The organism is Microbacterium sp. MMO-113 (assembly GCF_037148555.1).
GTDB lineage: Bacteria > Actinomycetota > Actinomycetes > Actinomycetales > Microbacteriaceae > Microbacterium.
Window position 1 is genome coordinate 522,539 of record NZ_JBBCTD010000002.1, and the last position, 24,032, is coordinate 546,570.

At 70.7% G+C, this 24,032-nt stretch carries 23 protein-coding genes and 1 tRNA gene; 16 read left to right on the plus strand and 8 right to left on the minus strand.

Going from position 1 to position 24,032, the window contains the following annotated elements; translation table 11 throughout:
- Position 1 precedes the first annotated feature (1 nt).
- The 8 genes from folE to WFJ36_RS09320 are packed head-to-tail and all read left to right on the plus strand — an operon-like array spanning position 2 to position 6,130.
- Complete coding sequence (gene folE, locus WFJ36_RS09285; protein WP_336643170.1) at positions 2–613, plus strand: GTP cyclohydrolase I; 612 nt, start codon at positions 2–4, stop codon at positions 611–613.
- Positions 610–1,419 carry a dihydropteroate synthase gene (gene folP, locus WFJ36_RS09290; protein WP_071327674.1) on the plus strand — a complete coding sequence of 270 codons (810 nt, stop codon included), beginning with the start codon at positions 610–612 and terminating at the stop codon, positions 1,417–1,419. The genes folE and folP overlap by 4 nt, the downstream gene beginning before the upstream one ends.
- A gap of 34 nt (positions 1,420–1,453) precedes the next feature.
- Entirely contained in the window at positions 1,454–1,849 is a 396-nt protein-coding gene (folB, locus tag WFJ36_RS09295) for a dihydroneopterin aldolase (protein ID WP_085604020.1), read from the plus strand.
- A complete protein-coding gene (gene folK / locus WFJ36_RS09300; RefSeq protein ID WP_292788159.1) occupies positions 1,846–2,385 on the plus strand; it encodes a 2-amino-4-hydroxy-6-hydroxymethyldihydropteridine diphosphokinase in 540 nt (179 codons plus the stop codon). The genes folB and folK overlap by 4 nt, the downstream gene beginning before the upstream one ends.
- Positions 2,382–2,864, plus strand: coding sequence for a DUF3180 domain-containing protein (locus WFJ36_RS09305; RefSeq protein WP_071327671.1), 483 nt, complete (start codon positions 2,382–2,384; stop codon positions 2,862–2,864). The genes folK and WFJ36_RS09305 overlap by 4 nt, the downstream gene beginning before the upstream one ends.
- On the plus strand, positions 2,815–3,396 hold the full coding sequence (locus tag WFJ36_RS09310) for a PH domain-containing protein (protein WP_336643171.1): 582 nt from the start codon (positions 2,815–2,817) through the stop codon (positions 3,394–3,396). The genes WFJ36_RS09305 and WFJ36_RS09310 overlap by 50 nt, the downstream gene beginning before the upstream one ends.
- On the plus strand, positions 3,393–5,435 hold the full coding sequence (locus WFJ36_RS09315; protein WP_336643172.1) for a PH domain-containing protein: 2,043 nt from the start codon (positions 3,393–3,395) through the stop codon (positions 5,433–5,435). Before WFJ36_RS09310 ends, WFJ36_RS09315 begins: the two co-directional genes overlap by 4 nt.
- Positions 5,436–5,437: 2 nt before the next feature.
- Positions 5,438–6,130, plus strand: coding sequence for a DUF2520 domain-containing protein (locus WFJ36_RS09320; protein ID WP_292788165.1), 693 nt, complete (start codon positions 5,438–5,440; stop codon positions 6,128–6,130).
- A gap of 27 nt (positions 6,131–6,157) precedes the next feature.
- Here WFJ36_RS09320 and WFJ36_RS09325 read toward each other — a convergent pair whose 3' ends face one another.
- A complete protein-coding gene (locus WFJ36_RS09325; protein ID WP_336643173.1) occupies positions 6,158–8,011 on the minus strand; it encodes a DUF2207 domain-containing protein in 1,854 nt (617 codons plus the stop codon).
- 86 nt (positions 8,012–8,097) lie between these two features.
- Here WFJ36_RS09325 and lysS point away from each other — a divergent pair, with 86 nt between their 5' ends.
- Positions 8,098–9,630, plus strand: a complete 1,533-nt coding sequence (gene lysS / locus WFJ36_RS09330) for a lysine--tRNA ligase (RefSeq protein WP_336643174.1) — start codon at positions 8,098–8,100, stop codon at positions 9,628–9,630.
- A gap of 11 nt (positions 9,631–9,641) precedes the next feature.
- On the opposite strand, the gene WFJ36_RS09335 is transcribed toward lysS, so the two are convergent.
- Positions 9,642–10,757, minus strand: a complete 1,116-nt coding sequence (locus tag WFJ36_RS09335; RefSeq protein WP_292788171.1) for a DUF4192 family protein — start codon at positions 10,755–10,757, stop codon at positions 9,642–9,644.
- 112 nt (positions 10,758–10,869) lie between these two features.
- Here WFJ36_RS09335 and WFJ36_RS09340 point away from each other — a divergent pair, with 112 nt between their 5' ends.
- The 3 genes from WFJ36_RS09340 (at position 10,870) to WFJ36_RS09350 (ending at position 13,394) form a co-directional block, all read left to right on the plus strand.
- On the plus strand, positions 10,870–11,043 hold the full coding sequence (locus tag WFJ36_RS09340) for a hypothetical protein (protein ID WP_167627854.1): 174 nt from the start codon (positions 10,870–10,872) through the stop codon (positions 11,041–11,043).
- A gap of 86 nt (positions 11,044–11,129) precedes the next feature.
- The gene (gene cls, locus WFJ36_RS09345; RefSeq protein ID WP_071327664.1) at positions 11,130–12,590 is read left to right on the plus strand and encodes a cardiolipin synthase; all 1,461 of its coding nucleotides are present in this window, start codon (positions 11,130–11,132) and stop codon (positions 12,588–12,590) included.
- Between the two features lie 57 nt (positions 12,591–12,647).
- Positions 12,648–13,394, plus strand: coding sequence for a hypothetical protein (locus tag WFJ36_RS09350; RefSeq protein WP_292788175.1), 747 nt, complete (start codon positions 12,648–12,650; stop codon positions 13,392–13,394).
- A gap of 11 nt (positions 13,395–13,405) precedes the next feature.
- Here the strand turns inward: WFJ36_RS09350 and WFJ36_RS09355 are convergent, their stop codons facing one another.
- Positions 13,406–14,404, minus strand: coding sequence for a diacylglycerol/lipid kinase family protein (locus tag WFJ36_RS09355; RefSeq protein WP_071327662.1), 999 nt, complete (start codon positions 14,402–14,404; stop codon positions 13,406–13,408).
- A gap of 97 nt (positions 14,405–14,501) precedes the next feature.
- On the opposite strand from WFJ36_RS09355, the gene serS reads away from it, so the two are divergent.
- The 4 genes from serS to WFJ36_RS09375 all read left to right on the plus strand — a co-directional run bounded on the left by serS (position 14,502) and on the right by WFJ36_RS09375 (position 18,059).
- On the plus strand, positions 14,502–15,806 hold the full coding sequence (gene serS / locus WFJ36_RS09360; protein ID WP_336643175.1) for a serine--tRNA ligase: 1,305 nt from the start codon (positions 14,502–14,504) through the stop codon (positions 15,804–15,806).
- On the plus strand, positions 15,803–16,624 hold the full coding sequence (locus tag WFJ36_RS09365) for an HAD family hydrolase (protein ID WP_071327660.1): 822 nt from the start codon (positions 15,803–15,805) through the stop codon (positions 16,622–16,624). Before serS ends, WFJ36_RS09365 begins: the two co-directional genes overlap by 4 nt.
- A gap of 42 nt (positions 16,625–16,666) precedes the next feature.
- A tRNA-Ser gene (locus WFJ36_RS09370) sits at positions 16,667–16,751 on the plus strand.
- A 48-nt stretch (positions 16,752–16,799) separates the two neighbouring features.
- Complete coding sequence (locus WFJ36_RS09375) at positions 16,800–18,059, plus strand: LCP family protein (protein WP_336643176.1); 1,260 nt, start codon at positions 16,800–16,802, stop codon at positions 18,057–18,059.
- A 7-nt stretch (positions 18,060–18,066) separates the two neighbouring features.
- On the opposite strand, the gene WFJ36_RS09380 is transcribed toward WFJ36_RS09375, so the two are convergent.
- The 5 genes from WFJ36_RS09380 to WFJ36_RS09400 are packed head-to-tail and all read right to left on the minus strand — an operon-like array spanning position 18,067 to position 23,986.
- The gene (locus tag WFJ36_RS09380; protein WP_336643177.1) at positions 18,067–19,509 is read right to left on the minus strand and encodes a rhamnulokinase; all 1,443 of its coding nucleotides are present in this window, start codon (positions 19,507–19,509) and stop codon (positions 18,067–18,069) included.
- The gene (locus WFJ36_RS09385; protein WP_336643178.1) at positions 19,506–21,542 is read right to left on the minus strand and encodes a bifunctional aldolase/short-chain dehydrogenase; all 2,037 of its coding nucleotides are present in this window, start codon (positions 21,540–21,542) and stop codon (positions 19,506–19,508) included. The genes WFJ36_RS09380 and WFJ36_RS09385 overlap by 4 nt, the downstream gene beginning before the upstream one ends.
- Positions 21,543–21,589: 47 nt before the next feature.
- Positions 21,590–22,438, minus strand: a complete 849-nt coding sequence (locus tag WFJ36_RS09390) for an alpha/beta hydrolase fold domain-containing protein (RefSeq protein ID WP_336643179.1) — start codon at positions 22,436–22,438, stop codon at positions 21,590–21,592.
- 4 nt (positions 22,439–22,442) lie between these two features.
- Positions 22,443–23,609: an L-rhamnose isomerase gene (gene rhaI, locus WFJ36_RS09395; protein ID WP_336643180.1), complete on the minus strand. Its 1,167-nt coding sequence runs from the start codon at positions 23,607–23,609 to the stop codon at positions 22,443–22,445.
- Positions 23,606–23,986: an L-rhamnose mutarotase gene (locus tag WFJ36_RS09400; protein WP_336643181.1), complete on the minus strand. Its 381-nt coding sequence runs from the start codon at positions 23,984–23,986 to the stop codon at positions 23,606–23,608. Before WFJ36_RS09400 ends, rhaI begins: the two co-directional genes overlap by 4 nt.
- Positions 23,987–24,032 lie beyond the last annotated feature (46 nt).

Below are 24,032 nucleotides of genomic sequence, written 5' to 3' on the forward strand. Positions count from 1 at the left end.
CGTGACCGTCGACAAGGGACGCGTCGAGCGGCTCACCAGGGAACTCCTGGAGGCGATCGGCGAGGACCCCGATCGTCCGGGGATCAAGCAGACGCCCACCCGGATGGCCGAGCTCTACGCGGAGTTCTTCGCCGGGGTGGGCGAGGATCCCGCCGAGCCGCTCGCCCACACCATCAGCGTGACCCGCGGGCCGGCGCCGGACACCCTGCCGTCCGGCGCGGTGCTGCTGCGCGACATCCGCTTCCGCTCGGTGTGCGAGCATCACCTCCTGCCCTTCGCAGGGCACGCGCACATCGCCTACCTTCCGGGCGAGCAGGTCGTCGGTCTCGGTGCGCTCGTGCGCGTCGTGGAGATCCTCGCCGCGCGGCCGCAGGTGCAGGAGCGGCTGGGGGAGCAGATCGCCGACACGATCGCCGAGAACCTCGACGCGCGCGGCGTGCTCGTCGTGCTCGATGCCAGCCACGGCTGCGTGACGATGCGGGGCGGACGGCAGACCGAGGCGTCGACGCTGACCATCGCAGCGCGCGGGGTCTACACGGATCCCGCGGCACGCGCGGAGCTGGTGACCCTGATCGGCATGACCGTTCCGGGGGTCGGGATGTCGCGCGCATGACCGGTATCTGGGGCATCGTCAACGTCACCCCCGACTCGTTCAGCGACGGCGGGCGGTATCTCGACGCGGACCGCGCGGTCGCCCACGGCCTTCGCCTGCGTGCGGAAGGGGCCTCCGTCCTCGACGTCGGGGGCGAGTCGACCCGGCCGGGCGCAGAACGCGTCGGGGCGGACGAGGAACAGCGCCGCGTTCTCCCGGTCGTCGAACAGCTCGCGGCGGCCGGCGCCGTCGTCAGCATCGACACGCTCAACGCGTCGACCGCCGCAGCAGCCGTGCGCGCGGGAGCGCGCATCGTCAACGACGTCTCCGGCGGACTGGCCGACCCCGACATGCGCGCCGCCGTGGCGGAGTCGGGCGCCGATTTCGCGATCGGGCACTGGCGGGGCTTCTCCGCCGACATGTACGCGAACGCCGATTACCGCCGCGTCGCCCGAGAGGTGGCCGGCGAACTGCGCGAGCGCATCGGCGAGGCGGCGGCCGCCGGGATCGCACCCTCCCGCCTGATCGTCGACCCCGGTATCGGGTTCGCCAAGGCCGGTGCCCAGAACTGGGACGTGCTGCGGGGCCTCGACGAGATCGTGGGTCTCGGCTTCCGCGTGCTGGTCGGGACGTCGCGCAAGCGCTTCCTCGCCGACGTGCTGCAGGAGGCGGCGCCGGGCGGTGACGGTGTCTCCGAGGAGCGCCGGGATCTGGCCACCGCGGTGACGAGTGCGCTCGCGATGCGCGCCGGCGCCTGGGCGGTGCGCGTGCACGACGTCGCGGCCACCCGCGACGCCCTCGCGATCACCCGCGCCTGGGAAGGCTGAGTGCGAGGTCGGAGCGTCACCGTACCCTAGAGGCATGGACTTCCTCGACGAGATCGTGCTGACAGGGCTGACCGTGTTCGGCCACCACGGCGTCTACCCGCACGAGCGGGAGAACGGACAGGAGTTCACGGTCGACCTCCGGTTGCGGCTCTCCCTCGAACAGGCCGCCGCGTCCGACGATGTGGCCGACACCGTGCACTACGGCGAGCTCGCAGAGCGGGTGGCCGCCGTCGTCGCGGGGGAGCCGGTGAACCTCATCGAGACCCTGGCCGAGCGGATCGCGGACGTCGCCCTCGGCGACCGCCGCGTGCAGCAGGTGACCGTCACGGTGCACAAGCCGCAGGCGCCGATCGCCCTGACGTTCGGCGACGTGGCCGTGACGGTGCATCGGACGCGGGCTCCGGAGTCGCTGGAGGACATCACCACATGAGCCGTAACCTCACCCAGCCCCCGCAGGTGCCCGGACCCCGGCCTCCGCGCCCCGAGACGGTGGCGGTCGTCGCGCTCGGCGCCAATCTCGGAGACCGCGAGGAGACGATCCGCGCCGCGGTCGCGCGCATCGCTCGGCTGCCGCTCGTCTCGGACGTGCGCCTGTCGCGCCTGTTCGAGACGGTGGCGCTCCGCGTGGACGGCCCCGATCCGGACGCCCCCGGGTATGTGAACGCCGTGGCCCTGGTGACCACCCGGCTCGCTCCCGAGATCCTCCTCGGCATGCTGCACGCCATCGAGGACGAGAACGGCCGCGTGCGCGGCGAGCGGTGGGGCGATCGCACCCTCGACCTCGACCTCATCGCCTACGGCGACGTCGTCTCGGACGACCCCCGTATCCAGCTGCCGCATCCGCGGGCGGCGGAGCGGCTGTTCGTCCTGGAGCCGTGGCTCGACGTCGACTCCGACGCCGAGCTCGTGGGGCGCGGCCGGGTCGCCGATCTGGCGGCGGACCTTCGCGCGCGAGGCGAGGGATGAAGCGCACCTCCGCCGGACTTCTCGCCGTCCTCGCGCTCGTCGGCGCCGGAGCCGGCTTCCTCCTCGACCAGATGCTCACGGCGACGGGGCGGGCCACGTTCACGCCGTCCCTCTTCCTCCCGGTGCTGCTCGTCCTCATCGCCGGCGCGTCGCTCGGGGTGGCCTGGCCGGTGCGGCGCAGCGTCCGCTCCGGGGTGCGCATCGACCCGTTCCGTGCCCTCCGGGCCGCGACCCTCGCGCGGGCGTCCAGTCTGCTGGGGGCGATCCTGGCGGGCTTCGGCGCCGGACTGCTGGCCTTCCTCCTCACGCGCCCCATCGATCCCCCGATAGGGTCGACTGTGGCCATGGTGGCGCTGATCGCGAGTGCGGTCGTGCTCGCCATCGCCGCTCTCGTCGCCGAACAGTTCTGCACCCTGCCGAAGGATCCTGATGACTCAGAACCCAGAGACCGCGCCCCTGAACCCGGCGGAGGGCACTGACCTCGGCGCCCTCGACCAGGGCACCTACACGGGCCTGCGCACGGCGCGCAACGAGGCCCGCCTCGAGCTCGACGGCACCTGGCACCAGATCTCGCCGCGCTACGTGGTGTCGCAGATCGTGCAGAACGTCATCGTGCTGGCGCTCGTCGTGGCGGCGGCCGTCGTGCTGAACATCGTGCTCGAACAGGACTGGGTGTGGATCCCGGCGGGGGTCATCATCCTCATCACCCTCGTGACGCTGGCCATCCTCCCGCGTCAGGCGCGGGCGATCGGCTACATGCTGCGGGCGGACGACATCGTGTTCCGCAAGGGCATCCTCTGGCAGCGCATGATCGCGGTTCCGTACGGTCGCATGCAGCTCGTCGACATCACCCAGGGGCCTCTCGACCGGGCGTTCGGCATCTCCCAGCTCAAGATGGTCACCGCGGCGGCGACCACCGGCGTGCAGATCCCGGGCCTCACCCAGGCGGCGGCCGAGGCGCTGCGCGACACGCTCATCCAGGTCGCCGAGACCCGCCGGACCGGCCTGTGAGCGAGCCGCAGCTCCCCACGGCCGCGCCCGGGCAGACCTCCGCGGGCACGCCGTCGACGCACCTCGCGGACGGTGAATGGCACCGGATGCATCCGCTCACGCCGCTCTTCAAGGGCGGCCTGGCGCTCATCATCGTCGGCGGCATCGTGATCGCGAACATGCGTGACCGCGTCATCGCCTGGCTCGTCGGGCAGTTCGCGCCCGAGGAGGCGCACTACGACGACTACACCGGCGGCGACCCGGTGGACTGGGTGCTCGCGAACAACTTCGCCCTGATCGCGCTGCTGGGTGTCCTGGCGCTCGTCGTGGTGCTCGTGGCGATCTTCTGGTTCGTCTGGCGCTTCCAGCAGTTCCGCATCACCGGCGACCATGTCGAGGTGCGCAAGGGCATCATCTTCCGTTCCCATCGCCGTGCGCCCCTCGACCGCGTGCAGGGTGTGAACCTCACGCGGCCGTTCCCGGCACGCATCATCGGCCTCGCGAAGCTCGAGGTCGTCGGCGCGGGCACGGATGCGAACGTCGCGCTCGAGTACCTGGCGACGCCGCGCGCCGAAGGGGTGCGCGCCGAGATTCTGCGCCTTGCCTCCGGGGCGCGGGCCGCTCGGCAGGCGGCGTCGAACCCGGAGGGCGCAGCGACGCCGGGCGGGACCGCTCCGGCTTCGGCCCGGGCACAGCTCGTCGGCTCGATGAACGAGGGCGTCAACGGCCTGCTCGCCGGTGTGGACCTGCAGGATGTCGTCCCCGAGAGCGTCGTCAAGATCCCGGCCGGCCGGCTGATCGGCTCGCAGCTGATCTCCGGGCTGCTGTGGCTGGTGTTCTTCGGCGTGATCTTCGCGATCGCGATCGGCAGCACCCTCATCGGCATCCTCGTCGACGGCGATCCCGACGGCGGGATCGTCCTCCTCGGCATCGGTCTCGGCATGGGCGTTCCCATGGTCATCGCCGTGGTAGGTATCACGTGGGCGCAGATCTCCAAGTCGCTGCGCTACTCCATCGCGCCCACCCCCGACGGCGTGCGCATCACCTACGGCCTGCTCACCACCGTCACCGAGACCCTTCCGCCGGGCCGCATCTTCGCGGTCGAGGTGTCGCAGTCCCTGCTCTGGCGGCCGTTCGGCTGGTGGACCATCAAGATCAACCGGATGAGCGGCAAGAGCGCCGCGCAGCAGTCGTCGAGCAGCGGCCAGCAGTTCAACGTCGTGCTCCCGGTCGGCAAGCGCGCGGACGTGGAGCGGGTGCTGTCGCTCGTGCTCCCCGACGTGCCGGCCGAGAGCATCCCCGCGCTGTGGGACCAGGGCGTCGTCGGTCCGACCGACGCCGACCCCTACCGGACGATGCCGCGCCGGGCCTGGTGGCGGCGACCGTTCTCCTGGAAGCGTCACGGATACACCGTGACGACGGACGGCCTGCTGCTGCGCCGCGGCATCGTGTGGCGGAAGCTCGCGGTCTTCCCGCTCGCGCGTCTCCAGGGCGTGTCGCTGAGCCAGGGCCCCATCGACCGGGCGCAGGGAGTCTCCGGCGCGCAGGTGCACACCGTGCCGGGGCCGATCACCGGCCTCCTCTCCGGGCTCGAGCGGGCCGATGCGCTCGCGCTGCTCAACGAGGTCAGCGTCGCCGCAGCCGAGGCGGCATCCCGGGATCACACCCATCGCTGGAGCGAGCACGCCGCGACCGGAGACCCGGTGACGCCGCCCGCTCCGCCGGTGTTCGGTGGTCCTGCGACGCCGGCGTCTCCCGCGTTCGGAGGGGCGGCATCCGCTCCGCCTGCTCCGCCCGCTCCGCCGGCTCCGTTCGCGCCGCCTGCTCCGCCGACCGGTGTTCCGGGTTCGGCGACTCCGCCGCTCCCGCCCGTCCGGACTCCTCCGGTGACGCCGCCGCCGGTCCCACCGGTCACGGCGCCTCCGGTCGCTCCGCCGCCCGCTCCGCCCGTCGCGCCGCCACCGCCGCAGACGGCTGCCCCCTCGACCTCTCCGGCGCCGACCGGTCCGACCCCTCCACCCACCCCGCCGGCGCGACCGGACACGTCGCGCGAGGAGTGAGAGTGGTGCGCGACGGGCGCCTCGGCGTCGGCATCGTCGGGGCCGGGCGCGTCGGTCCGGTGATCGGCGCGGCATTGGCCGGAGCCGGGCACGCGATCGTCGGGATCACGAGCGGATCGGACGACGAGCGCGCATCCGCGGTGCTCCCCGGCGTGCCGGTGCTGGACACCCAGGAGGTCGTGCGGCGTGCCGAACTGGTGATCCTCGCGGTCCCCTCCGCCGAGCTGCCGGCCCTCGTCTCGGGCATCGCGGAGCTGGGCGGGTGGCAGATCGGCCAGCTCGTCCTGCACACCGATCCGGCACAGGGCATCGAGGTCCTGCGTCCGGCGGCGGAGCGCGGTGCCATCCCGCTGGCGGTGCATCCCGCGATCACCTTCACCGGGACCTCGATCGATCTCCGACAGTTGCAGGCGGGATTCGCGGCGGTCACCGCTCCTGCCGCCGTGCTCCCGATCGCCCAGGCGCTGGCCGTGGAGATGGGGTGCGAACCGGTCGTCATCGCCGAGGCCGACCGCCCCGCCTATGCCGATGCGATCGCCACGGCCACGGAGTTCTCCCGCTCGATCATCGGCCAGTCGACCTCGCGGCTCCGTGAGATCGGGGTCGAGAACCCGGGTGGCTTCCTGTCGGCTCTGGTGCAGTCGACGGTCGAGCGGGCGCTGCGCGACGCCTCGGAACCGCCGCCGCTCGTCTGATCGCCTTCCCGGCGCGGCGTCTCGGACTCAGCGACCGCCGGAGAAGCCGCCTCCGCCCCCGCCCCCGGAGAACCCGCCGCCGAACGAGCCACCGGTAGCGGACGAGGTGCCGGTGGACGGGGCCGAGTAGGTCGCGGCCGCCGTGGAGGAGCTCATGAACGCCACGAGCGACGTGCGGAGAGCGAAGGACGTGGGGTCGCCGATCCAGGTCGGGCCGTGCGCCTCCCGGCTGTAGGCACTCTCCAGCACCCGGCCCCACTCGTCCTCCATGCCGAACAGCATCGCGAAGGGGAGGAGGCGCTCGTACACATGGATGACGTCCGCCCCCTCCTCGGTGCGCCGTTCCGCGCCGGTGTAGGACTGCAGCATCCGCAACCGATCCTCCTCCGCGACCCGGATGAACTCGCGCACCCCCTGCAGATGCTCGTACGCCTGCGCACCTTCCGGCGTCAGGACCGTGTGCCGCGAGAAGGTGAAGAAGCTCGAGGCCGCGACGAGCAGTGTCCCGACGGAGATCGCCAGAAGCGCGGGGCCGGCGGACAGTCGTCCGGATGCCACGGCGATGATGGCGACGACGAGACCCGCCACGGCGAGGGCGATCGCCACGGACTGCAGGATGACGGCCGCGCGGCTGCGCACCCTGGTCGTCAGACCCTGGCGGGCGGCCTCTTCGTGACCCTTCGTCGTCAGCGCGGTCATCCGTGTCGCGAAGGCCTCGCTCTCGGTCGGCAGGTCCACGACGCCGTCCGCACCCGCGTGGAGGAAGAGCGCGTCGAGCGCAGCCTGATCGAGGGGACTCGGCGCGCTGGCGTGGGGCTGTCGTCGCAGCCGGGGCGCATCGGCTGACGCGCCTTCCTCGATGCGCAGGGCGCCGCGGACGGCGAGGTGCACGATCTGGGCGGGCACCACGTTCTTGGCGCCAGGGAGGAGCGCGGCCGCGAGAAGGGGAGGCTGGTCGTCGGGGACGTCGTACTGCGCCACGATGATCCCGGTGGCGCGACGCCGACGTCGGGCGGCGCCCACGGCGACTGCCCATCCGATCGCGGACAGGCCCACGGCACCGGCAGCAGCGAGCACCGGCCCGAGGTCGGCGACGGGATCAGGCAGGCGGGCGGCCGGCTGAGTCACTGTGCCGGGATCGAAGCCGACGGCCACCGTCACCCCGTCCGCGGCGGGTAGAGGCCCGGCTTCGACGTGGAAGGAAGCGGCTTCTCCGTCCGTGATCGGTCCCTCCAGGTCGCAGGGCTCGGTGGATCCGGAGGGGCCGATGTAGCACTTCGTCCCGCCGGTGAGATGGGCGGTCAGCACGGCATCGAACCGGATGTCGGCCCGGAACGTCTCGATCGGTTGCGTGCTGTCGAGCGGGAGGAGATCCCAGTAGAACTCGTCTGCGGCGCGAGAACCGGACGGGTCGGGTGCGCTCCCGACGATGATGTCGCGCATCTCGTACTCGATGACGTAGGTGGTGAGACCGTGGACGAAGTCGTCGTCGCCGGTGAGGATGAAGAGGGTCCCGTCATCCTCGTCGGTCTCATACGGGACGGCGGCTCCGTCTCCATCGGTGACCGCGAGCACCCGGGTGTCGATGTCAGCGTTCTTGTATGCCGTCGCCAGGCCGCGCACGATGCCGCGGTTCTGGTCGGCGTCGGGGAATCGCGCGGCGAGCGTCTCCGTGACCCGCATGTGCGCCCGGCCGTCCTCGTCGAGCCCGACGTCGTATACCGCGTCCCACGAGGCGTAGGAGAACTCATCCACGTCGGCGGCGGCGACGATGGTCGTCGCGGTCGCCGGGGCCACCGCGACGGCGACTTCCGGCGCGAGGACAGGGACGGTGGCGAGAGCGACGACGGCGCTCGCACGGAGGATCCGAGTGGGGGCCATGCTTCGAGGCTACCCAGCGCACCGCGCGGCGAGGACGTCCCGCGCCATCTCGGTAAACTGGGGAGGACTTCCAAGGAGCCCCGCACATGACTGACGCGCCCGCCGCGCCCGAATCGGCCTCGGCCGCCCCTTCCACCGAAGAGGACATCCACGAGCAGAAGGCCGTCCGCCTCGCCAAGCGCGAGCGTCTGATCGAGAAGCGCTCGGACGCCGGCGGCGGAGCCTTCCCTGTCGCGGTACCGGTGACACACAGCATCCCCGTGCTGCGTGCGGAGTACGGCGACCTCGAGCCCGGCGCCGAGACCGGCGTGGTCGTCGGCGTCGCGGGGCGCGTGGTGTTCAGCCGCAACACCGGCAAGCTCTGCTTCGCCACGCTCCAGGCCGGCGACGGCACCCGCATCCAGGCGATGATCTCTCTCGCCAATGTCGGCGAGGAGTCGCTCGCGGACTGGAAGGAGTACGTCGACCTCGGCGACCACGTCTTCGTGCATGGTGAGGTGATCTCCAGCCGCCGCGGTGAGCTGTCGATCATGGCGGACGACTGGGCCATCGCGTCGAAGGCGATCCTCCCGCTGCCCAACGCCTACGCCGAGCTCAGCGAAGAGGGGCGTGTGCGCAGCCGCTACCTCGACCTGATCGTGCGGGAGCAGGCGCGGACGACCGTGCGTGCGCGCGCGGCGGTGAACGCGAGTCTGCGGGCGACGTTCGCCGCCCACGGGTACCTCGAAGTGGAGACGCCGATGCTGCAGGTGCAGCACGGCGGTGCGTCCGCCCGCCCCTTCGTCACTCACTCCAATGCGTTCGACACCGAGCTCTACCTCCGCATCGCGCCGGAGCTGTACCTGAAGCGCGCGGTCGTCGGCGGTATCGAGCGGGTGTTCGAGATCAACCGGAACTTCCGCAACGAGGGTGCCGACTCGACGCACAGCCCGGAGTTCGCGATGCTCGAGGCCTACCAGGCCTACGGCGACTACAACCAGATGGCGGCCCTGACGCAGGAACTGGTCCAGCAGGCTGCGGTTGCCGTCGCCGGGTCGACCACGGTCACCTGGGCGGACGGCACCGAGTACGACCTGGGCGGTGAGTGGGACCGCATCTCGATGTACGAGTCCCTCTCGGCCGCCTCCGGTCGGACGGTCACGCCCGCGGACTCCGTCGACGACCTGATCGCCTTCGCTGAGGCGAACGGGGTCGATGTGCCGCCTCAGGCCACGCACGGGAAGCTCGTCGAGGAGCTCTGGGAGCACTTCGTGAAGGGTGACCTCGTGCGGCCGACGTTCGTCATGGACTTCCCCGTCGACACGTCGCCTCTCGTGCGCGAACACCGGTCCGTCGAGGGCGTCGTGGAGAAGTGGGACCTCTACATCCGGGGCTTCGAGCTGGCGACCGGCTACTCGGAGCTCGTGGATCCCGTCATCCAGCGCGAACGCTTCGTCGAGCAGGCGAAGCTCGCCGCGCGAGGCGATGTCGAGGCCATGCCGATCGACGAGGAGTTCCTGCGGGCTCTCGAGCACGGCATGCCGCCGTCCGGGGGCATGGGGATGGGCATCGATCGACTCCTGATGGCGATCACCGGCCTCGGGATCCGCGAGACCATCCTCTTCCCGCTGGTCAAGTAGAAGCGAGGCGCTCACGCTCCGCCCCGCCCGCGGAACGCCCACTCCGGCAGAACGGCGCCGCACATCATGGTGTCCAGCAGCAGCGCGAGGCTGTACCCCGGATCGATCTCTCTCGCCATGTCGAGGTAGCGACCCGCGTGCGTGGCACGGCCGAGCGCCCAGGAGAGCCAGGCCGCGACCGTGAGCGGGCCGGGGCGTGCTGCCCGGGGGGCCAGGGCGGTCGCATGTCGGACGGCGTGCAGCGCTGCACGGAGGCGCTCCCCGTCCGGCGCGGGGCCGCGGCCGAGGAACACCCGTCCGATGTCGTCGGGCACCCTGGTGCCGGAGGCGGCGAAAGCCAGCTGCGCCTCCATGGTGCGAATGCCCTGACGGTGATCGGTGGCCCACTGGGCGATCGCCGCGTCGCGCACCGGCGGACGTCCGAGGCACCACACGAGCGCTGCGGCGTCGAACGGCCGCAGAGTGTCGTGGTGATGGACGACGGACTCGAGGAAGGCGGGGATGTCGTCGAGGAGCGCGCACGCCGCGATCACCTCCGGCTCTGCGGAACCGGAGGTGTCGGCCTGCCCTGGCGCGAGGGCGGCGTCGAGGCCGCGCAGGATGCGTGCCACCTGGTCCTCCTCCGGGGCCTGGACAGCCGGGAGCCCCGCGCCGGAGAACTGATCGCCGGAGACGTCGCCGAGGGAGGAACCACCCGGCGGCGTAACGATGTCCGACAGGGGATACAGCGTCGGATCCTCGTCGTCGTAGCGGGCCCATCCCTCGGGCGTCACACACAGGGCCTCGACGGTACGCAACCCCGCTTCCTCGGCGCATCCGAGAAGGGTGTCCACCGTCACAGCTTGGGGGAGGACGAGGCCATCGGGCGTCGTCTGGGGTGGTTCATCGGTGTATACGACCACAGCCAGCGCATCGGTACCGGGGACGCGGCCGAGCAACTCGACGGCCGCTGCGGCGTAGTGCAGGAGAGGAACGGCAGCATCGGGTAGATCGAGGCGCATCGCCCCGTCGCTGCGGCTGCCGTGGAACGGGAGCAGGGCGATGCTCTCGTGCGGCGTGAACCCTGCGAGGGCGGGCACGATGCCGAGGAACTGGGCGGAGTCGGAGGCGCGGAGCACGGTTGTCATGAGGAGAGGTTCGCGTGCCCCCGTCTCCGTCGGAGCGGGGGCGGAGCGATGTGGATGAGAATCCTGAGAAGCGCCGTCTGTGCATGAGTAGTCGCTCGCGTACGATGGAGGTATGGACAACTTCTGGCTCGCCGCGGCATGGTCGCTCCTGCCGACGGTCGGCGTCAGCATCGTCTTCTTCGTCGTGCTCCGCGGGATCCTCCGGTTCGACCGCACGGAGCGGAAGGTCCACGCGCAGATCGAGGCCGAGGAACGCGCCGCGCGCGGACTGCCTCCGCGGGCCTGAGTCCGCCCCATCCGCTACTGTGAAGCGAGCGTGCCGGCTCCGGTGCGCCTCGGGGTGACGATCCCCGGCGTGGGTGAGGGGGCGTGATGACCGCGGAGTCCTGGGGCTGGTGGATTGCCGCCTTCGTGCTGGTGCTCGACATCATCATCCGCGTCACCGCGATCATCGTCATCCCGCGCAACCGCCGTCCCACCGCGGCGATGGCCTGGCTCCTTGCCGTTTTCTTCATCCCGGTGGTCGGCGTCTTCCTGTTCCTGCTGATCGGGAACCCCCGTCTGCCGCGCGCACGGCGCCGCAAGCAGGAGCAGATCAACGAGTACATCGCCGAGACCAGCGAGCACCTGCACTTCGGGACGCTGCGGCCCAACGCCCCCGCCTGGTTCGGGCCCATCGTGCAGATGAATCAGCGCCTCGGCGCTCTGCCGCTCTCCGGCGACAACGGCGCGCACCTCATCTCCGACTACCAGGAATCGCTGGACGAGATGGCGGAGGCCATCCGCACGGCGCAGGACTACGTGCACGTCGAGTTCTACATCCTGCAGTCCGATGACTCGACGGACAACTTCTTCCGCGCCCTCGAAGAGGTCGCGGCGCGGGGCGTCGCCGTCCGCGTGCTCCTGGACCACTGGGCGAACCGCGGCAAGCCCCGCTACCGCCAGACCATCGCCCGTCTCAACGAGATGGGCGCCGAGTGGCATCTGATGCTTCCGGTGCAGCCACTCAAGGGCAAGATGCAGCGCCCTGATCTGCGCAACCACCGCAAGCTGCTCGTCGTGGACGGCAACATCGCCTTCCTGGGATCGCAGAACATCACCGACTCCACCTACAACCTGCCGAAGAACATCCGGCGCGGTCTGCACTGGGTCGATCTGATGGTGAGGCTCGACGGACCGGTGGTGTTGAGCGTCAACGCGATCTTCCTCAGCGACTGGTACAGCGAGACCGATGTCGTGCTGGAGGAGATCGACATCTCTCACGCCAACATCGGATCGGGGGACCTGGACTGCCAGGTGGTGCCGTCCGGTCCCGGCTTCGAGGTCGAGAACAACCTGCGTCTGTTCCTCGCGCTCCTCTACGCGGCGAAGAAGCAGATCATGATCGTCAGTCCCTACTTCGTCCCGGACGAGGCCCTGCTGCTCGCGGTCACCGCGGCCGTCGACCGCGGTGTCGAGGTGCAGCTGTTCGTCTCCGAGGAGGGCGACCAGGCGATGGTCTACCACGCCCAGCGGAGCTACTACGAAGCGCTGCTGCGCGCGGGGGTGCGGATCTGGATGTACCGGAAGCCCTACATCCTCCACACGAAGAGCCTCACCATCGACGATGAGGTGGCCGTCATCGGGTCGAGCAACATGGACATGCGCTCGTTCGGCCTGAACCTCGAGGTCTCGATGCTCGTCCGCGGCGAGGAGTTCGTCGCCGAGATGCGCGAGGTCGAGGACAAGTACCGGTCGTTGAGCAGGGAGCTGACCCTCGAGGAATGGATGCAGCAGCCCCTGCGCTCCACCGTGCTCGACAACCTGGCACGGCTCACCTCCGCGCTGCAGTGACCCTGCATTCCGTCAAGCCCCGTTTCGCGCGGAGGGACGCGCCGATAGCCTGAGGGCATGACTCCCCGCAGGCTTGTGATCGCCGTGTCCTCCGCGCTCGCCGCGGCTCTCCTCCTCGCCGGCTGCACGGTCGGTCCCGGCGGAGCGGCACCGCACTCGACGTCCGACCCGTCCAGCGGTCCCGGGAGCGCGGGGAGCAGCGACGACCAGGACGACATGGATGCGACACTCCTCGACGACGGACGGATGTTCGCCATCGTGAGCTGGGGATCCTCGACGTGCCTGCCCCAGGTCGACGACATCACCGCCGAGGGACAGCGGGTCTCGGTCACCCTCGTCGAGCCGGACGCCGATGGCGCGACGGAGCAGGCCTGCACGGCGGACCTCGCACCGCGCGCGAGCCTGGGCGCGCTGCCCGAGGGCGTCGACCCGACGAAGGACATCACTCTCGTCGTGACCTCCGGCGACCTGCTCGATGAGATCGACGTCGATGCCGATCCCGATGCCACGGCGACACCGGGATCGTCGACCGAGTATCAGCCTTCGGCCGGCTGGTTCGACGACGGTGGGCTCGTCCTCCTGACCTGGGGCTCCTCCAGTTGCGCTCCAGTCGTCGAGACCGTCGAGGGCGACGGGTCCACGGGGACCGTCACGTTCGTCACCGACGAGAACCAGGTGTGCACCATGGACATGGCGCCGCGGGGCACGGTGATCGAGTTCCCCGAAGACGAGGTCGACGATGATGGTCCGTTCCAGCTGACCCTGGTCGGCGGCGGTCTGGAGGGCACGGTCGACGTGCGCTGAGGAGGCGGCTCTCAGAGGACGTGCACCGGGTGCCCGGTGGGTAGAGCCAGCAGAAGTGCGCCGGGATCGGCGCGGCAGGTGACGCGCACAGCCTCGCCGAACTCGTCGCCGTCGAGCTCGATGGGCGTGGGGGCGGGCGCCGCAGCTTCGGCGCGGGCGCCGCGGAAGTAGTGGACCGAGGCATCCGTGCCCCGGCGTTCGAGCACGAACCGTCCGGCACGGAACCGGCGCAGCACGGAGTTGTCCCACCAGATCTTGCGCCAGACGCCGAGCCAGCCGAGCACGCCGGTCGGCTGGATGACCGCGACGTCGAGGGTCGCGTCGGTGATGGACGCGTCCGGGATGAGGGAGATGCCGGCCGGGAGGGTGCCGCAGTTCGCGAACAGGATGCTGTGCACCTTCGTGGAGTGCAGCCGCCCCGTGCCGATCTGATAGACCGCGCGGAAGGGCTTCGCGCGGGGAAGTGACCGGGCGGCGCCGTCGACGTAGGCGATCCAGCCGACCGACTTCTTCAGATCGGCACGGGTGTTCGCGATCATGTCGGCGTCCAGGCCGATGCCGGCGAGCACGACGAACGCATGCTCCTCCTCGCCGCCGTCCTCCCTGGTCATCCGGGCCCAGCCGATGTCGATGGGGTGGTGGAAGTCGCCGAGGGCGGCGCGGATCATCTCCGTAGGGTCGGCCAGCGGGAGACCAAGGTTGCGCGCGAGAAGGTTCCCGGTGCCGCTCGGGAGGATCGCGAGCGGCACGCCCGTATTGGCGATGGCTTCGGCGACCGCCCGCACCGTGCCGTCGCCGCCCGCCACGAGCACGACGTCCACTCCGCGCGCGAGCGCTTCCGCCGTCGCCCCCTGCCCCGCGTCCTCCACGGTCGTGGGGTAGAAGGCGGGATGGTCCCATCCGGCTTCGCGGGACAGGTCGCGGACCTGCGCGCGCAGACGCTTCCCGTCGACCTTCACCGGGTTGTACACGAGCGCCGCCTGCTTCCGAACGGGAGGACTCGTGGTCATGGCGCTACTCTAGACCGGCATCGTCCGAGGAGAGCGGCGCCGATGGAGGGACACCCAGCCGCCCGGTCCCCGGGCCCACACCTCGTAGACTTGCGGCATGATCGACCTCGCACTCCTCCGCGACAACCCGGAGATCGTCCGCCGTTCGCAGGCTGCCCGTGGCAATGACCAGAGCACCGTCGACGTCGCACTCGAGGCCGACCGATCGCGCCGCGCCGCGCTCGCCGCGTTCGAGGAGCTGCGCGCCGAGCAGAATGCCTTCGGCAAGCTGGTCGCGAAGGCGCCCAAGGAGGAGAAGGCCGCCCTGGTCGCGCAGGCCAAGGACCTCGCCGATCGGGTCAAGCAGGCCCAGCACGCGGCGAACGAAGCGGCCGAGGCCGCTGCGACGGCACTCGCGCGGATCGAGAACGTCGTGATCGACGGCGTCCCGGCCGGCGGCGAAGAGGACTTCGCCGAGCTGCGTCGCGTGGGCGAGGTGCCGGCCTTCGACTTCGAGCCGCGGGATCACCTCGAACTCGGGGAGATGCTCGGCGCGATCGACATGGAGCGCGGCGCCAAGGTCTCCGGCGCGCGCTTCTACTTCCTGCGCGGGATCGGTGCCCGCCTCGAGATCGCACTCATGAACCTCGCCCTCGACAAGGCGCTGCAGAACGGCTTCGTGCCGCTGATCACACCCACGCTCGTGCGCCCCGAGATCATGCAGGGCACGGGGTTCCTGGGCGAGCATGCCGACGAGGTGTACCACCTCGACAAGGACGACGACCTCTACCTCGTCGGCACCAGCGAGGTCGCTCTCGCCGGGTACCACAAGGACGAGATCGTCGACCTCGCGCCCGGCGCCCTCCGCTACGCCGGATGGTCGACCTGCTACCGCCGGGAAGCCGGCTCGCACGGCAAGGACACCCGGGGCATCATCCGCGTGCATCAGTTCAACAAGCTGGAGATGTTCGTCTACACGACCGCCGAGGATGCCGAGGCGGAGCACCTGCGCCTCGTCGCTCTGCAGGAGGAGATGCTGACCTCGCTCGGCCTCGCCTACCGGGTGATCGACGTCGCCGCGGGAGACCTCGGGTCGAGCGCGGCGCGGAAGTACGACATCGAGGCCTGGGTGCCCACGCAGGGCGCGTTCCGCGAGCTGACCTCCACCTCGAACTGTACGACCTTCCAGGCGCGGCGTCTCGACGTGCGATACCGCCCCGCGGCGGAGGAGGGCGGTACGGCGCCGAAGACCCAGCACGTCGCGACCCTCAACGGCACGCTCGCGACCACGCGCTGGATCGTCGCCCTGCTCGAGACGCACCAGCAGGCGGACGGCTCGGTGCGGGTTCCCGAGGTCCTGCGCCCCTACCTCGGCGGACTCGAGGTGATCCGCCCGCTCGCCGACGAGCCGAGCACGCGGTGACGGCCCCCTGGCTGGTCGGCCTCGACGTCGACGGGACCATCCTCCTGCAGGACGAGACGATGAGCCCCGGTGTCCCCGAGGCCATCGCCCGCGTCCGCGAAGCGGGGCACGTGGTGACCATCGCGACCGGTCGCAGCTGGATGGCGACCCGTCGCTACGTGGAGGAGCTCGGCCTCACCGCCGAGTACGTGGTGTGCTCCAACGGCGCCGTCACGATGCGCCGTGACGGCGACGAGTGGGAGCGCTGGCACGTCGAGACCTTCGACCCGACGCCGGTGCTCGCCCTGCTCCAGGAGCGCCTTCCGGACGCGCGCTACATGGTCGAGCTCGGGTCGGGGCAGCGGCTGTTCACCGAGCAGCTCGACGACTGGACGCTCGACGGCGGCCGCCAGGTCGACTTCGAGGAGCTCGGGGCCCTCCCCGTCTCCCGCATCGTCGTCGTCTCGCCCGGACACGACGAGGACGACTTCCACCGACTCGTCGCCGACGCCGGACTCAACGAGGTCTCGTACGCGATCGGCTGGACGGCCTGGCTGGACATCGCACCGCAGGGAGTGGACAAGGGCACGGCCCTGGAACGCGTGCGCGACGAGCTCGGTCTGGACGCCGCGCGCGTGCTCGTCGCCGGAGACGGACGCAACGACATCGGCATGTTCGGCTGGGCACGCAGCGGCGGTGGGCGTGCGGTGGCCATGGGACAGGCGCCGGTCGAGGTGAAGGACGCCGCGGGGGAGATCACCGCGGACGTCGAGCAGGGAGGGCTCGCCAGCGCCCTGGACACGCTTCCAGCACCCGCCCAGGTCGACGCAGGAGAATAGAACTCGGCTAGACTCGCGCCTGGTCGGCAGATGTTTCTGTCGGGAGGGTTGTCCGAGCGGCCGATGGAGCTGGTCTTGAAAACCAGTGGGCAGAGATGTCTCGTGGGTTCGAATCCCACACCCTCCGCTTCCTGAGCGCGGTACCCCCGCCGTCGCTGAATTCGAAAGGGCCCGAGTGAGCGAGAACACCCGCCGCCGCCGCACCGTCGCGCGACATGGTCAGCTGCGCTCGCCCGGCGCCGTCAGCCAGCTCCTCCGGCTTCTCGCGATCAGCATGGCGGTGGTGCTCGTCAGCGGTATCGGCGTCGCGGCCTACTTCTACCTCGATTTCTCCAACACCGTCTCGGCGAACGCCGTCGACCTCGACGGCCAGGAAGACCTGCCGCCGGACATCGGGGAGTACAAGGGCGGCTTCAACCTCGTCCTCACCGGCGTCGACACCTGCGAGGACGATTACAAGCAGTACTTCGGCGATCGGTGCACCGGCGGGGATGCGGAGGGCACCCTCAACGACGTGAATCTGCTCGTGCACGTCTCGGAGGAGCCGCGGCGGATCACGGTCGTCAGCTTCCCGCGCGACCTGATGATCCCCATCCCGTCCTGTGAGGACGAGGACGGCAACGCCACCGCCGCGATGAGCAAGCAGCCCCTGAACGTCGCCTACACCGACGGCGGACTGAACTGCGTCGTCCGCACGATCTCGGCCCTCACGGACCAGGAGGTGCAGTTCGCCGCCTCCGTGACGTTCGGCGGGGTCATCGAGATCACCAACGCGATCGGCGGTGTCGACGTCTGCCTCGCCAACCCGATCCGCGACCGCTACACGGGTCTCGACATGTCTGCCGGCACGCACACCGTCCAGGGGCTCGAGGCTCTACAGTTCCTCCGCACCCGTCACGGCGTCGGCGACGGCAGCGACCTGGGCCGCATCGGCAACCAGCAGCAGTACATGTCGAGCCTCGCCCGCAAGCTCATCAGCGGCGAGGTGCTGGGCAACGTGCCGGTGATGCTGAAGCTCGCCAACACGGGCATCCAGAACCTCGAGACGAGCACGTCGCTCGCCGACCCGATGATGATCGTGCAGATCGCTCTCGCCGTGAAGTCGGTGCCGTTCGAGGACATCGTGTTCGTGCAGTACCCGACCCTGGAGGACTGGGACGACCCGAACAAGGTCGTGCCGAACGACGAGGCCGCCGCGGCGCTCTGGGACGCGATCGAGGCCAACGCCCAGCTGCAGATCACGCACGAGAACACCAGCAACGACGGCGTTGTCGTGCAGGAGCCGACGACACCCACCGCGCCCGCCGAGCCCACCACCCCGACGCAGGAGGCGACTCCGACCCCGACGACCGCTCCGGACGTCGTGGCGCTGCCCGATTCGATCAAGGGCAACTCCGCCGCGCAGCAGACCTGCTCGAACGGCAACGTGCGCTGATCGGCGCTCAGGCGCTCCGCGGGCGGTAGACCGTCGGCGGGTGCGTCGTCGCCACGAGAGCACGAAGCTCCGAGAGCTCGGCGGGCGCCGCCCCGAGCGCTCGCGCCTGCACGAGGACGTTACCGAGGGCGGTCGCCTCGACGGGGCCGGCCAGGACGGGAAGCCCGGTGCGGTCCGCCGTCGCCTGGCACAGGAGCCGGTTGAGGGACCCGCCCCCGACGAGGTGGACGACGTCGAGGGAGTGCCCGGCGAGACCGCCCGCCGTCCGGACGGCGTCGGCGAACGCGGTGGCGATGCTCTCCACGACGAGCCGGACGAACGCCGGACGCGAGGCGGGGACGGCGGTGCCGCGGGAACGCAGGAGATCGCTGATACGCACAGGCATGTCGCCGGGGGGCGAGAGCGCGGGGTCGTTCGCATCGAACACCGCCGACGGCGGCGCCGCGGCAGCAGCCTCGGCGAGCAGCCACGACAGGTCGATGGGCGCTCCGTCCTCGGCTTCCCAGGCCCGCACGGTCTCGCTGAGGAGCCAGAGTCCGGTCACGTTGTGGAGGACGCGGAAGCGGTCGTCCACGCCGCGTTCATTGGTGAAGTTGGCGTCCCTCGCCGCCGCCGTGAGGATCGGCTCGACCCGCTCGACCCCGACCAGTCCCCAGGTACCGCAGGAGATGTACGCGGCGCGGGGCGAGGTCATCGGGACCGCGACCACCGCCGACGCGGTGTCGTGCGAACCCACCGCGATCACCGGCAGATCCACGCCGATGCGCTCCGCGATCTCCGGGCGCAGCCGACCGATGACCGTGCCGGGGTCGACGAGGTCCGGCAGGAGAGAGGCGTCGATGCCGAGGCGGGTCGCGAGCGCCAGGTCCCAGGTGCCGGACTCCACGTCCAGCAGTCCCGTCGTCGAAGCGTTGGTGCGTTCGGCGACGCGGGCGCCGGTGAGCAGGAAGGCGAGGAGGTCCGGGACGAGGAGCGCGGTGTCGGCGTCGTGCCGGAGCTCGTCCGCCCGGAGCTGGTAGAGCGTGTTGAACGGGAGGAACTGCAGGCCGTTGCGCGCGTGGAGGTCGTCGAACGGGACGAGGGCGTGCACCTCGTCCACCCCGCGGGCGGTGCGGTCGTCGCGGTAGTGGAACGGCTCCGCGAGCAGCTCGCCGGCGCGGAGGAGACCGTAGTCGACCGCCCACGAGTCGATCCCGATCGACTCGATGCCCGGTTCCCGGCGGACCGCTTCGGCCAGGCCGTCGAGGACATGGGCGACGAGGGCGTCGAAGTCCCAGTGCAGACCGTCGGCGCGGGCGACCGGGCCGTTCGGGAAGCGGGAGACCGGCTCGAGCTCCAGGACGCCCGGCCCCACGCGGCCGATCATCACGCGGCCGCTCGTGGCGCCGAGATCCACCGCTGCGACCGCACGGACGTGCCGTGCGGTCGCAGGCGAGCGGTCGTCGGTCATCGCAGGAACGCCGCGGCGACGCCGGAATCGACGGGGATGTGCAGCCCGGTAGTCCGGCTCAGCTCCGGACCGGTCAGCACGAAGACGGCGTCCGCGACGTTCTCCGGCACGACCTCGCGCTTGAGGATGGTGCGGTTGGCGTAGAACTGGCCGAGGTCCTCTTCCTTGACGCCGTACGTGGCCGCCCGGTTCGCTCCCCACCCGGAGGCGAAGATGCCGGAACCGCGGACCACGCCGTCGGGGTTGATGCCGTTGACCCGAATCCCGTGCTCGCCGAGTTCCACCGCGAGCAGTCGCACCTGGTGCGCCTGGTCGGCCTTCGTCGCCGAGTAGGCGATGTTGTTCGGACCCGCGAAGACGGAGTTCTTGGAAGAGATGTAGATGATGTCGCCGCCGAGCCCCTGATCGATGAGCACCCGAGCTGCCGCCTTCGAGACCAGGAACGAGCCCTTCGCCATCACGTCGTGCTGGAGATCCCAGTCCTTCTCGGTCGTCTCCAGCAGCGGCTTCGACAGCGAGAGGCCGGCATTGTTCACGACGAGGTCGAGGCCGCCGAACGCGAGCACCGCCTCGTCGATCGCGGCCTGCACCGCATCGGCGTCGGCGACGTTGGCGGCCACGCCGATCGCGACGTCCTCGTTCCCGAGCTCGGCAGCCGCGGCCCTGGCCTTGTCGAGGTCGAGGTCGGCGACGACGACGCAGGCGCCCTCCGCGGCCAGGCGGGTGGCGATGGCCTTGCCGATGCCGCTCGCGGCGCCGGTGACGAGCGCGATGCGGCCCTGGTGGGACTTCGGCTTCGGCATCCGCTGCAGCTTCGCCTCCTCCAGCGCCCAGTACTCGATGCGGAACTTCTCGGCGTCGGAGATGGGGGAGTAGCTCGACAGCGCCTCGGCGCCGCGCATCACGTTGATCGCATTCACGTAGAACTCGCCGGCGACCCGCGCGGTCTGGGTGTTCGCCCCGTACGAGAACATGCCGACGCCGGGCACGAGGACGATGAGCGGATCCGCCCCTCGGATCGCGGGCGATTCGGCGGTCGCGTGCGCGTCGTAGTAGGCCTGGTAGTCGGCGCGGTAGGCGGCGTGGAGCTCCCGCAGGCGTTCCGTCTGCTCCTCCACGGTTGCCGTGGCGGGCAGGTCGAGGAGGAGCGGCTTGACCTTGGTGCGCAGGAAGTGGTCGGGGCAGCTCGTGCCGAGGGCGGCGAGGGCCGGAGCCTTCTCGGAGGCCAGGAAGTCGAGGACCACGTCGCTGTCGGTGAAGTGGCCGACCATCGGCTTGTCCGTCGACGCGAGACCGCGGATGGTCCCGGCGAGGGCGGCCGCCCTGGCGCGGCGCTCCGGCTCCGGCAGGGCCTCGAAGCCCGATCGGGTGCTGCCGAACGGTGCGGGAGACCCGTGCTCCGCGATGTACGCGGCGGCGGTGTCGATGATCCACAGGGAGTTCGCCTCCGCCTCCTCCGAGGTGTCGCCCCACGCCGTGATGCCGTGGCCGCCGAGGATCGTGCCGATGGCCTGCGGGTTCGCGGCCTTGATCTGCGCGATGTCCAGTCCGAGCTGGAAGCCGGGGCGGCGCCACGGTACCCAGACCACGCGGTCGCCGAAGATCGTCGTCGTGAGTTCCTCGCCTTCGGCGGCGGTGGCGATCGCGATGCCCGAGTCGGGGTGGAGGTGGTCCACGTGCGGGGCGTCGACCAGGCCGTGCATGGCGGTGTCGATGGAGGGGGCGGCGCCGCCCTTGCCGTGCAGGCAGTAGTCGAACGCGGCGACCATCTCGTCCTCGCGCTCGACGCCCGGATAGACGTCGACGAGCGCGCGCATGCGGTCGAGACGGAGGACGGCCAGGCCGGCCTCGGTCAGGGTGCCGAGGTCGCCCCCGGATCCCTTCACCCAGAGCAGCTCGACCGGCTGCCCGGTCACCGGGTCGATCTCGGTGCCCTTGGCGGAGGTGTTGCCGCCTGCGTAGTTCGTGTTCTTCGGGTCGGCGCCCAGGCGGTTGCTCCGCGCGATCAGTGCGGCGGCGGTGGGGTTCGTCATGCGAGTCCTCGGTTCGTGAGTGAAAAAGCCCGGTCGACGCCGGGGAGTCAGGGGAGCTGCAGGATCCGCGCCGCGAATCGGTCGATCGTCGCGGCGAAGGCGGCTTCCTCGGGGCGGTTGAGGTGCCCGTGGGTGGTACTCGGCTCGACGACGGCTGCGACCTCGACGCCGGCGGCGGCGAGGGAGCGGGCGAACGCCTCGCCGGACACACGGAGTTCGTCGGTCTCGTCGTTGACCATGATGGTGGGCGGGAAAGAGGCGAGTGCCGTCGGCTCTGCGGTGCCGGGGACGGCATAGACGTCCGCCGTGTCGGGGTCGCTCCCGAGGTAGTTCTCGTACATGCGGCGCACGAAATCGGGGGTGAACACGTCAGCGGAGGGGTCTCCGTCGAGCAGGGCACGCAGCTCGGGGTCGGGAGCGGCCTGCACCGCCTGCAGCGTCGGGTAGGCGAGGACGGCGAGTGCGGGTACGACGCCGCCCTCGTGTGCGAGGCGGAGCGCCGCGCCGGTGGCGAGGTTGCCGCCTGCGCTGGCTCCGCCGATCGCCCACGGTCCGGAGGCGATCTCTGACGACGCGGCCCAGAGGAAGGCCGCCACCAGCTCGTCGTGGGGGACGGGGTAGTGCACCCCGACCCGCTCGTCCGCACCGAGGCGTGCGGCCCACGCCGTCGTCACCGGGGCGAGGGCGTAGTCCACGCTCACCACGGCGATCCCGTCGTCGACGAACGCCCGCGCGACGGCGTCGCCCTCCGGCATGTCGATGTCGCCGCCCGCGAATCCGCCGCCGTGCGCCCAGACCAGGCCGTGGCCGCTCGGCGACTTCGGGGAGTAGACGCGTACGCGCAGCGGACCGTGCGGTCCGTCGAGGTCGTGGTCGCGGATGTCGTGGGCGGTCATCGGATCAGGCCCCCCAGCCTGCCTGCACGCCACCTACGCGCTCCTGCGCGATCCGCTGCCCGTACCCGGAGGCCGCGTACGCCGCCATCGGGTCGGCGGGCAGACCCCGTGCCTCGCGCCAGTCGGCGAGGGCCGGGCGGACGTCGGTGGAGAAGGCGTCCATGAAGACGGCGTTCGCCGTCAGCACGTCGCCGCTGCGCTGGGCGGTCGCCAGCGCCTCGCGGTCGACGAGCAGCGCCCGCGCGGTCATCTCCTGCACGTTCAGGACGGAGCGGATCTGTCCGGGGATCTTGTCCTCGATGTTGTGGCACTGGTCCAGCATGAAGGCGACGTCGGGGTTGTTCAGCCCGCCGCCCCGGATCACCTCGAACAGGATCCGGAACAGCTGGAACGGGTCGGCGGCACCCACGATGAGGTCGTCGTCCGCATAGAAGCGGGAGTTGAAGTCGAACGAGCCGAGCTTGCCGAGGCGCAGCAGCTGCATCACGATGAACTCGATGTTGGTGCCCGGCGCGTGGTGACCGGTGTCGAGGCAGACCATCGCCTTGTCGCCGAGGGCGGTCACCTGCACGTAGGACGTCCCCCAGTCCGGGACGTCGGTGTGGTAGAACGCCGGCTCGAAGAACTTGTACTCGAGCACGAGGCGCTGGTGGTCGTCGAGGCGCGCGTAGATCTGCTGCAACGAGTCGTGCAGACGATCCTGCCGCCCGCGCAGGTCGGCCTGCCCGGGGTAGTTCGACCCCTCCGCGAGCCAGATCTTCAGGTCGCGGCTGCCGGTGGCATCCATGACGTCGATGCAGGCCAGGTGGTGGTCGATGGCCTTGCGGCGCACGGCCGCATCTTCGTGGGTGAGAGCGCCGAACTTGTAGTCGTCGTCCTGGAAGGTGTTGGAGTTCACCGTGCCGAGGGAGACGCCGTGGTCCTCGGCATGACGGCGCAGGTCGTCGAAGGAGTCGACGATATCCCACGGGATGTGCAGCGCCACGGTGGGCGCGAGCCCGGTGTGGGCGTGGACCTGCGCGGCGTCCGCGATCTTCTCGTACGGGTCGCGGGGCGTGCCGGGAGTGCTGAACACCTTGAACCGGGTCCCGGAGTTGCCGAACGCCCAGCTGGGCAACTCGATGCTCTGCTTCTCGAGCGCGGCGAGGATGTCAGGGGTGAGGATGCTCACGATGCACGGCCTTCGTTGTCGGTGGCGGGTGTGGCGCTCTCGCCGGCGGCGGCGAGCTGGTCTTCGAGGTGGAACACCTCGGTGAGAGAGGTGGCGGCCTGGTCGGGACGGCCGTCGAGGTCGAGGAAGAAGGGGGCCATCTCGGCCTCCCAGCGCGTGGCGACGGGGGAGGCGGCGAGGTACGCCTGCGCGGCCGCATCGTCATCGGTCTCGTAGTAGCCGAAGAGCACGCCGCCGCTTCCGAGGAAGAGGCTGTAGTCGCGCCGTCCGGCGGCCGCGATCTCGCGGAGCATCTCCGGCCGCACCGGGGTGTGACGGGCGAGGTACTCGGACAGCAGCTCGGGCTTCACCTGGAGCTGGAAGGCGACGCGGGTCATGCGATTCCTCTCGGGGCCCGGCCGGCGCTCGCGGGGAGCGCCGGCC

Excerpts from the sequence above, each read along its gene's own strand:
- WFJ36_RS09325 (WP_336643173.1), bottom strand. The coding sequence starts at position 8,011 with ATGGCCCCCACTCGGATCCTCCGTGCGAGCGCCGTCGTCGCTCTCGCC.
- WFJ36_RS09380 (WP_336643177.1), bottom strand. The coding sequence starts at position 19,509 with ATGACCGACGACCGCTCGCCTGCGACCGCACGGCACGTCCGTGCGGTC.
- folP (WP_071327674.1), top strand. The coding sequence starts at position 610 with ATGACCGGTATCTGGGGCATCGTCAACGTCACCCCCGACTCGTTCAGC.
- WFJ36_RS09400 (WP_336643181.1), bottom strand. The coding sequence starts at position 23,986 with ATGACCCGCGTCGCCTTCCAGCTCCAGGTGAAGCCCGAGCTGCTGTCC.
- WFJ36_RS09310 (WP_336643171.1), top strand. The coding sequence starts at position 2,815 with ATGACTCAGAACCCAGAGACCGCGCCCCTGAACCCGGCGGAGGGCACT.
- WFJ36_RS09385 (WP_336643178.1), bottom strand. The coding sequence starts at position 21,542 with ATGACGAACCCCACCGCCGCCGCACTGATCGCGCGGAGCAACCGCCTG.
- folK (WP_292788159.1), top strand. The coding sequence starts at position 1,846 with ATGAGCCGTAACCTCACCCAGCCCCCGCAGGTGCCCGGACCCCGGCCT.
- lysS (WP_336643174.1), top strand. The coding sequence starts at position 8,098 with ATGACTGACGCGCCCGCCGCGCCCGAATCGGCCTCGGCCGCCCCTTCC.
- WFJ36_RS09335 (WP_292788171.1), bottom strand. The coding sequence starts at position 10,757 with ATGACAACCGTGCTCCGCGCCTCCGACTCCGCCCAGTTCCTCGGCATC.
- folB (WP_085604020.1), top strand. The coding sequence starts at position 1,454 with ATGGACTTCCTCGACGAGATCGTGCTGACAGGGCTGACCGTGTTCGGC.
- serS (WP_336643175.1), top strand. The coding sequence starts at position 14,502 with ATGATCGACCTCGCACTCCTCCGCGACAACCCGGAGATCGTCCGCCGT.
- WFJ36_RS09355 (WP_071327662.1), bottom strand. The coding sequence starts at position 14,404 with ATGACCACGAGTCCTCCCGTTCGGAAGCAGGCGGCGCTCGTGTACAAC.
- WFJ36_RS09305 (WP_071327671.1), top strand. The coding sequence starts at position 2,382 with ATGAAGCGCACCTCCGCCGGACTTCTCGCCGTCCTCGCGCTCGTCGGC.
- cls (WP_071327664.1), top strand. The coding sequence starts at position 11,130 with ATGACCGCGGAGTCCTGGGGCTGGTGGATTGCCGCCTTCGTGCTGGTG.
- WFJ36_RS09350 (WP_292788175.1), top strand. The coding sequence starts at position 12,648 with ATGACTCCCCGCAGGCTTGTGATCGCCGTGTCCTCCGCGCTCGCCGCG.
- WFJ36_RS09390 (WP_336643179.1), bottom strand. The coding sequence starts at position 22,438 with ATGACCGCCCACGACATCCGCGACCACGACCTCGACGGACCGCACGGT.
- WFJ36_RS09340 (WP_167627854.1), top strand. The coding sequence starts at position 10,870 with ATGGACAACTTCTGGCTCGCCGCGGCATGGTCGCTCCTGCCGACGGTC.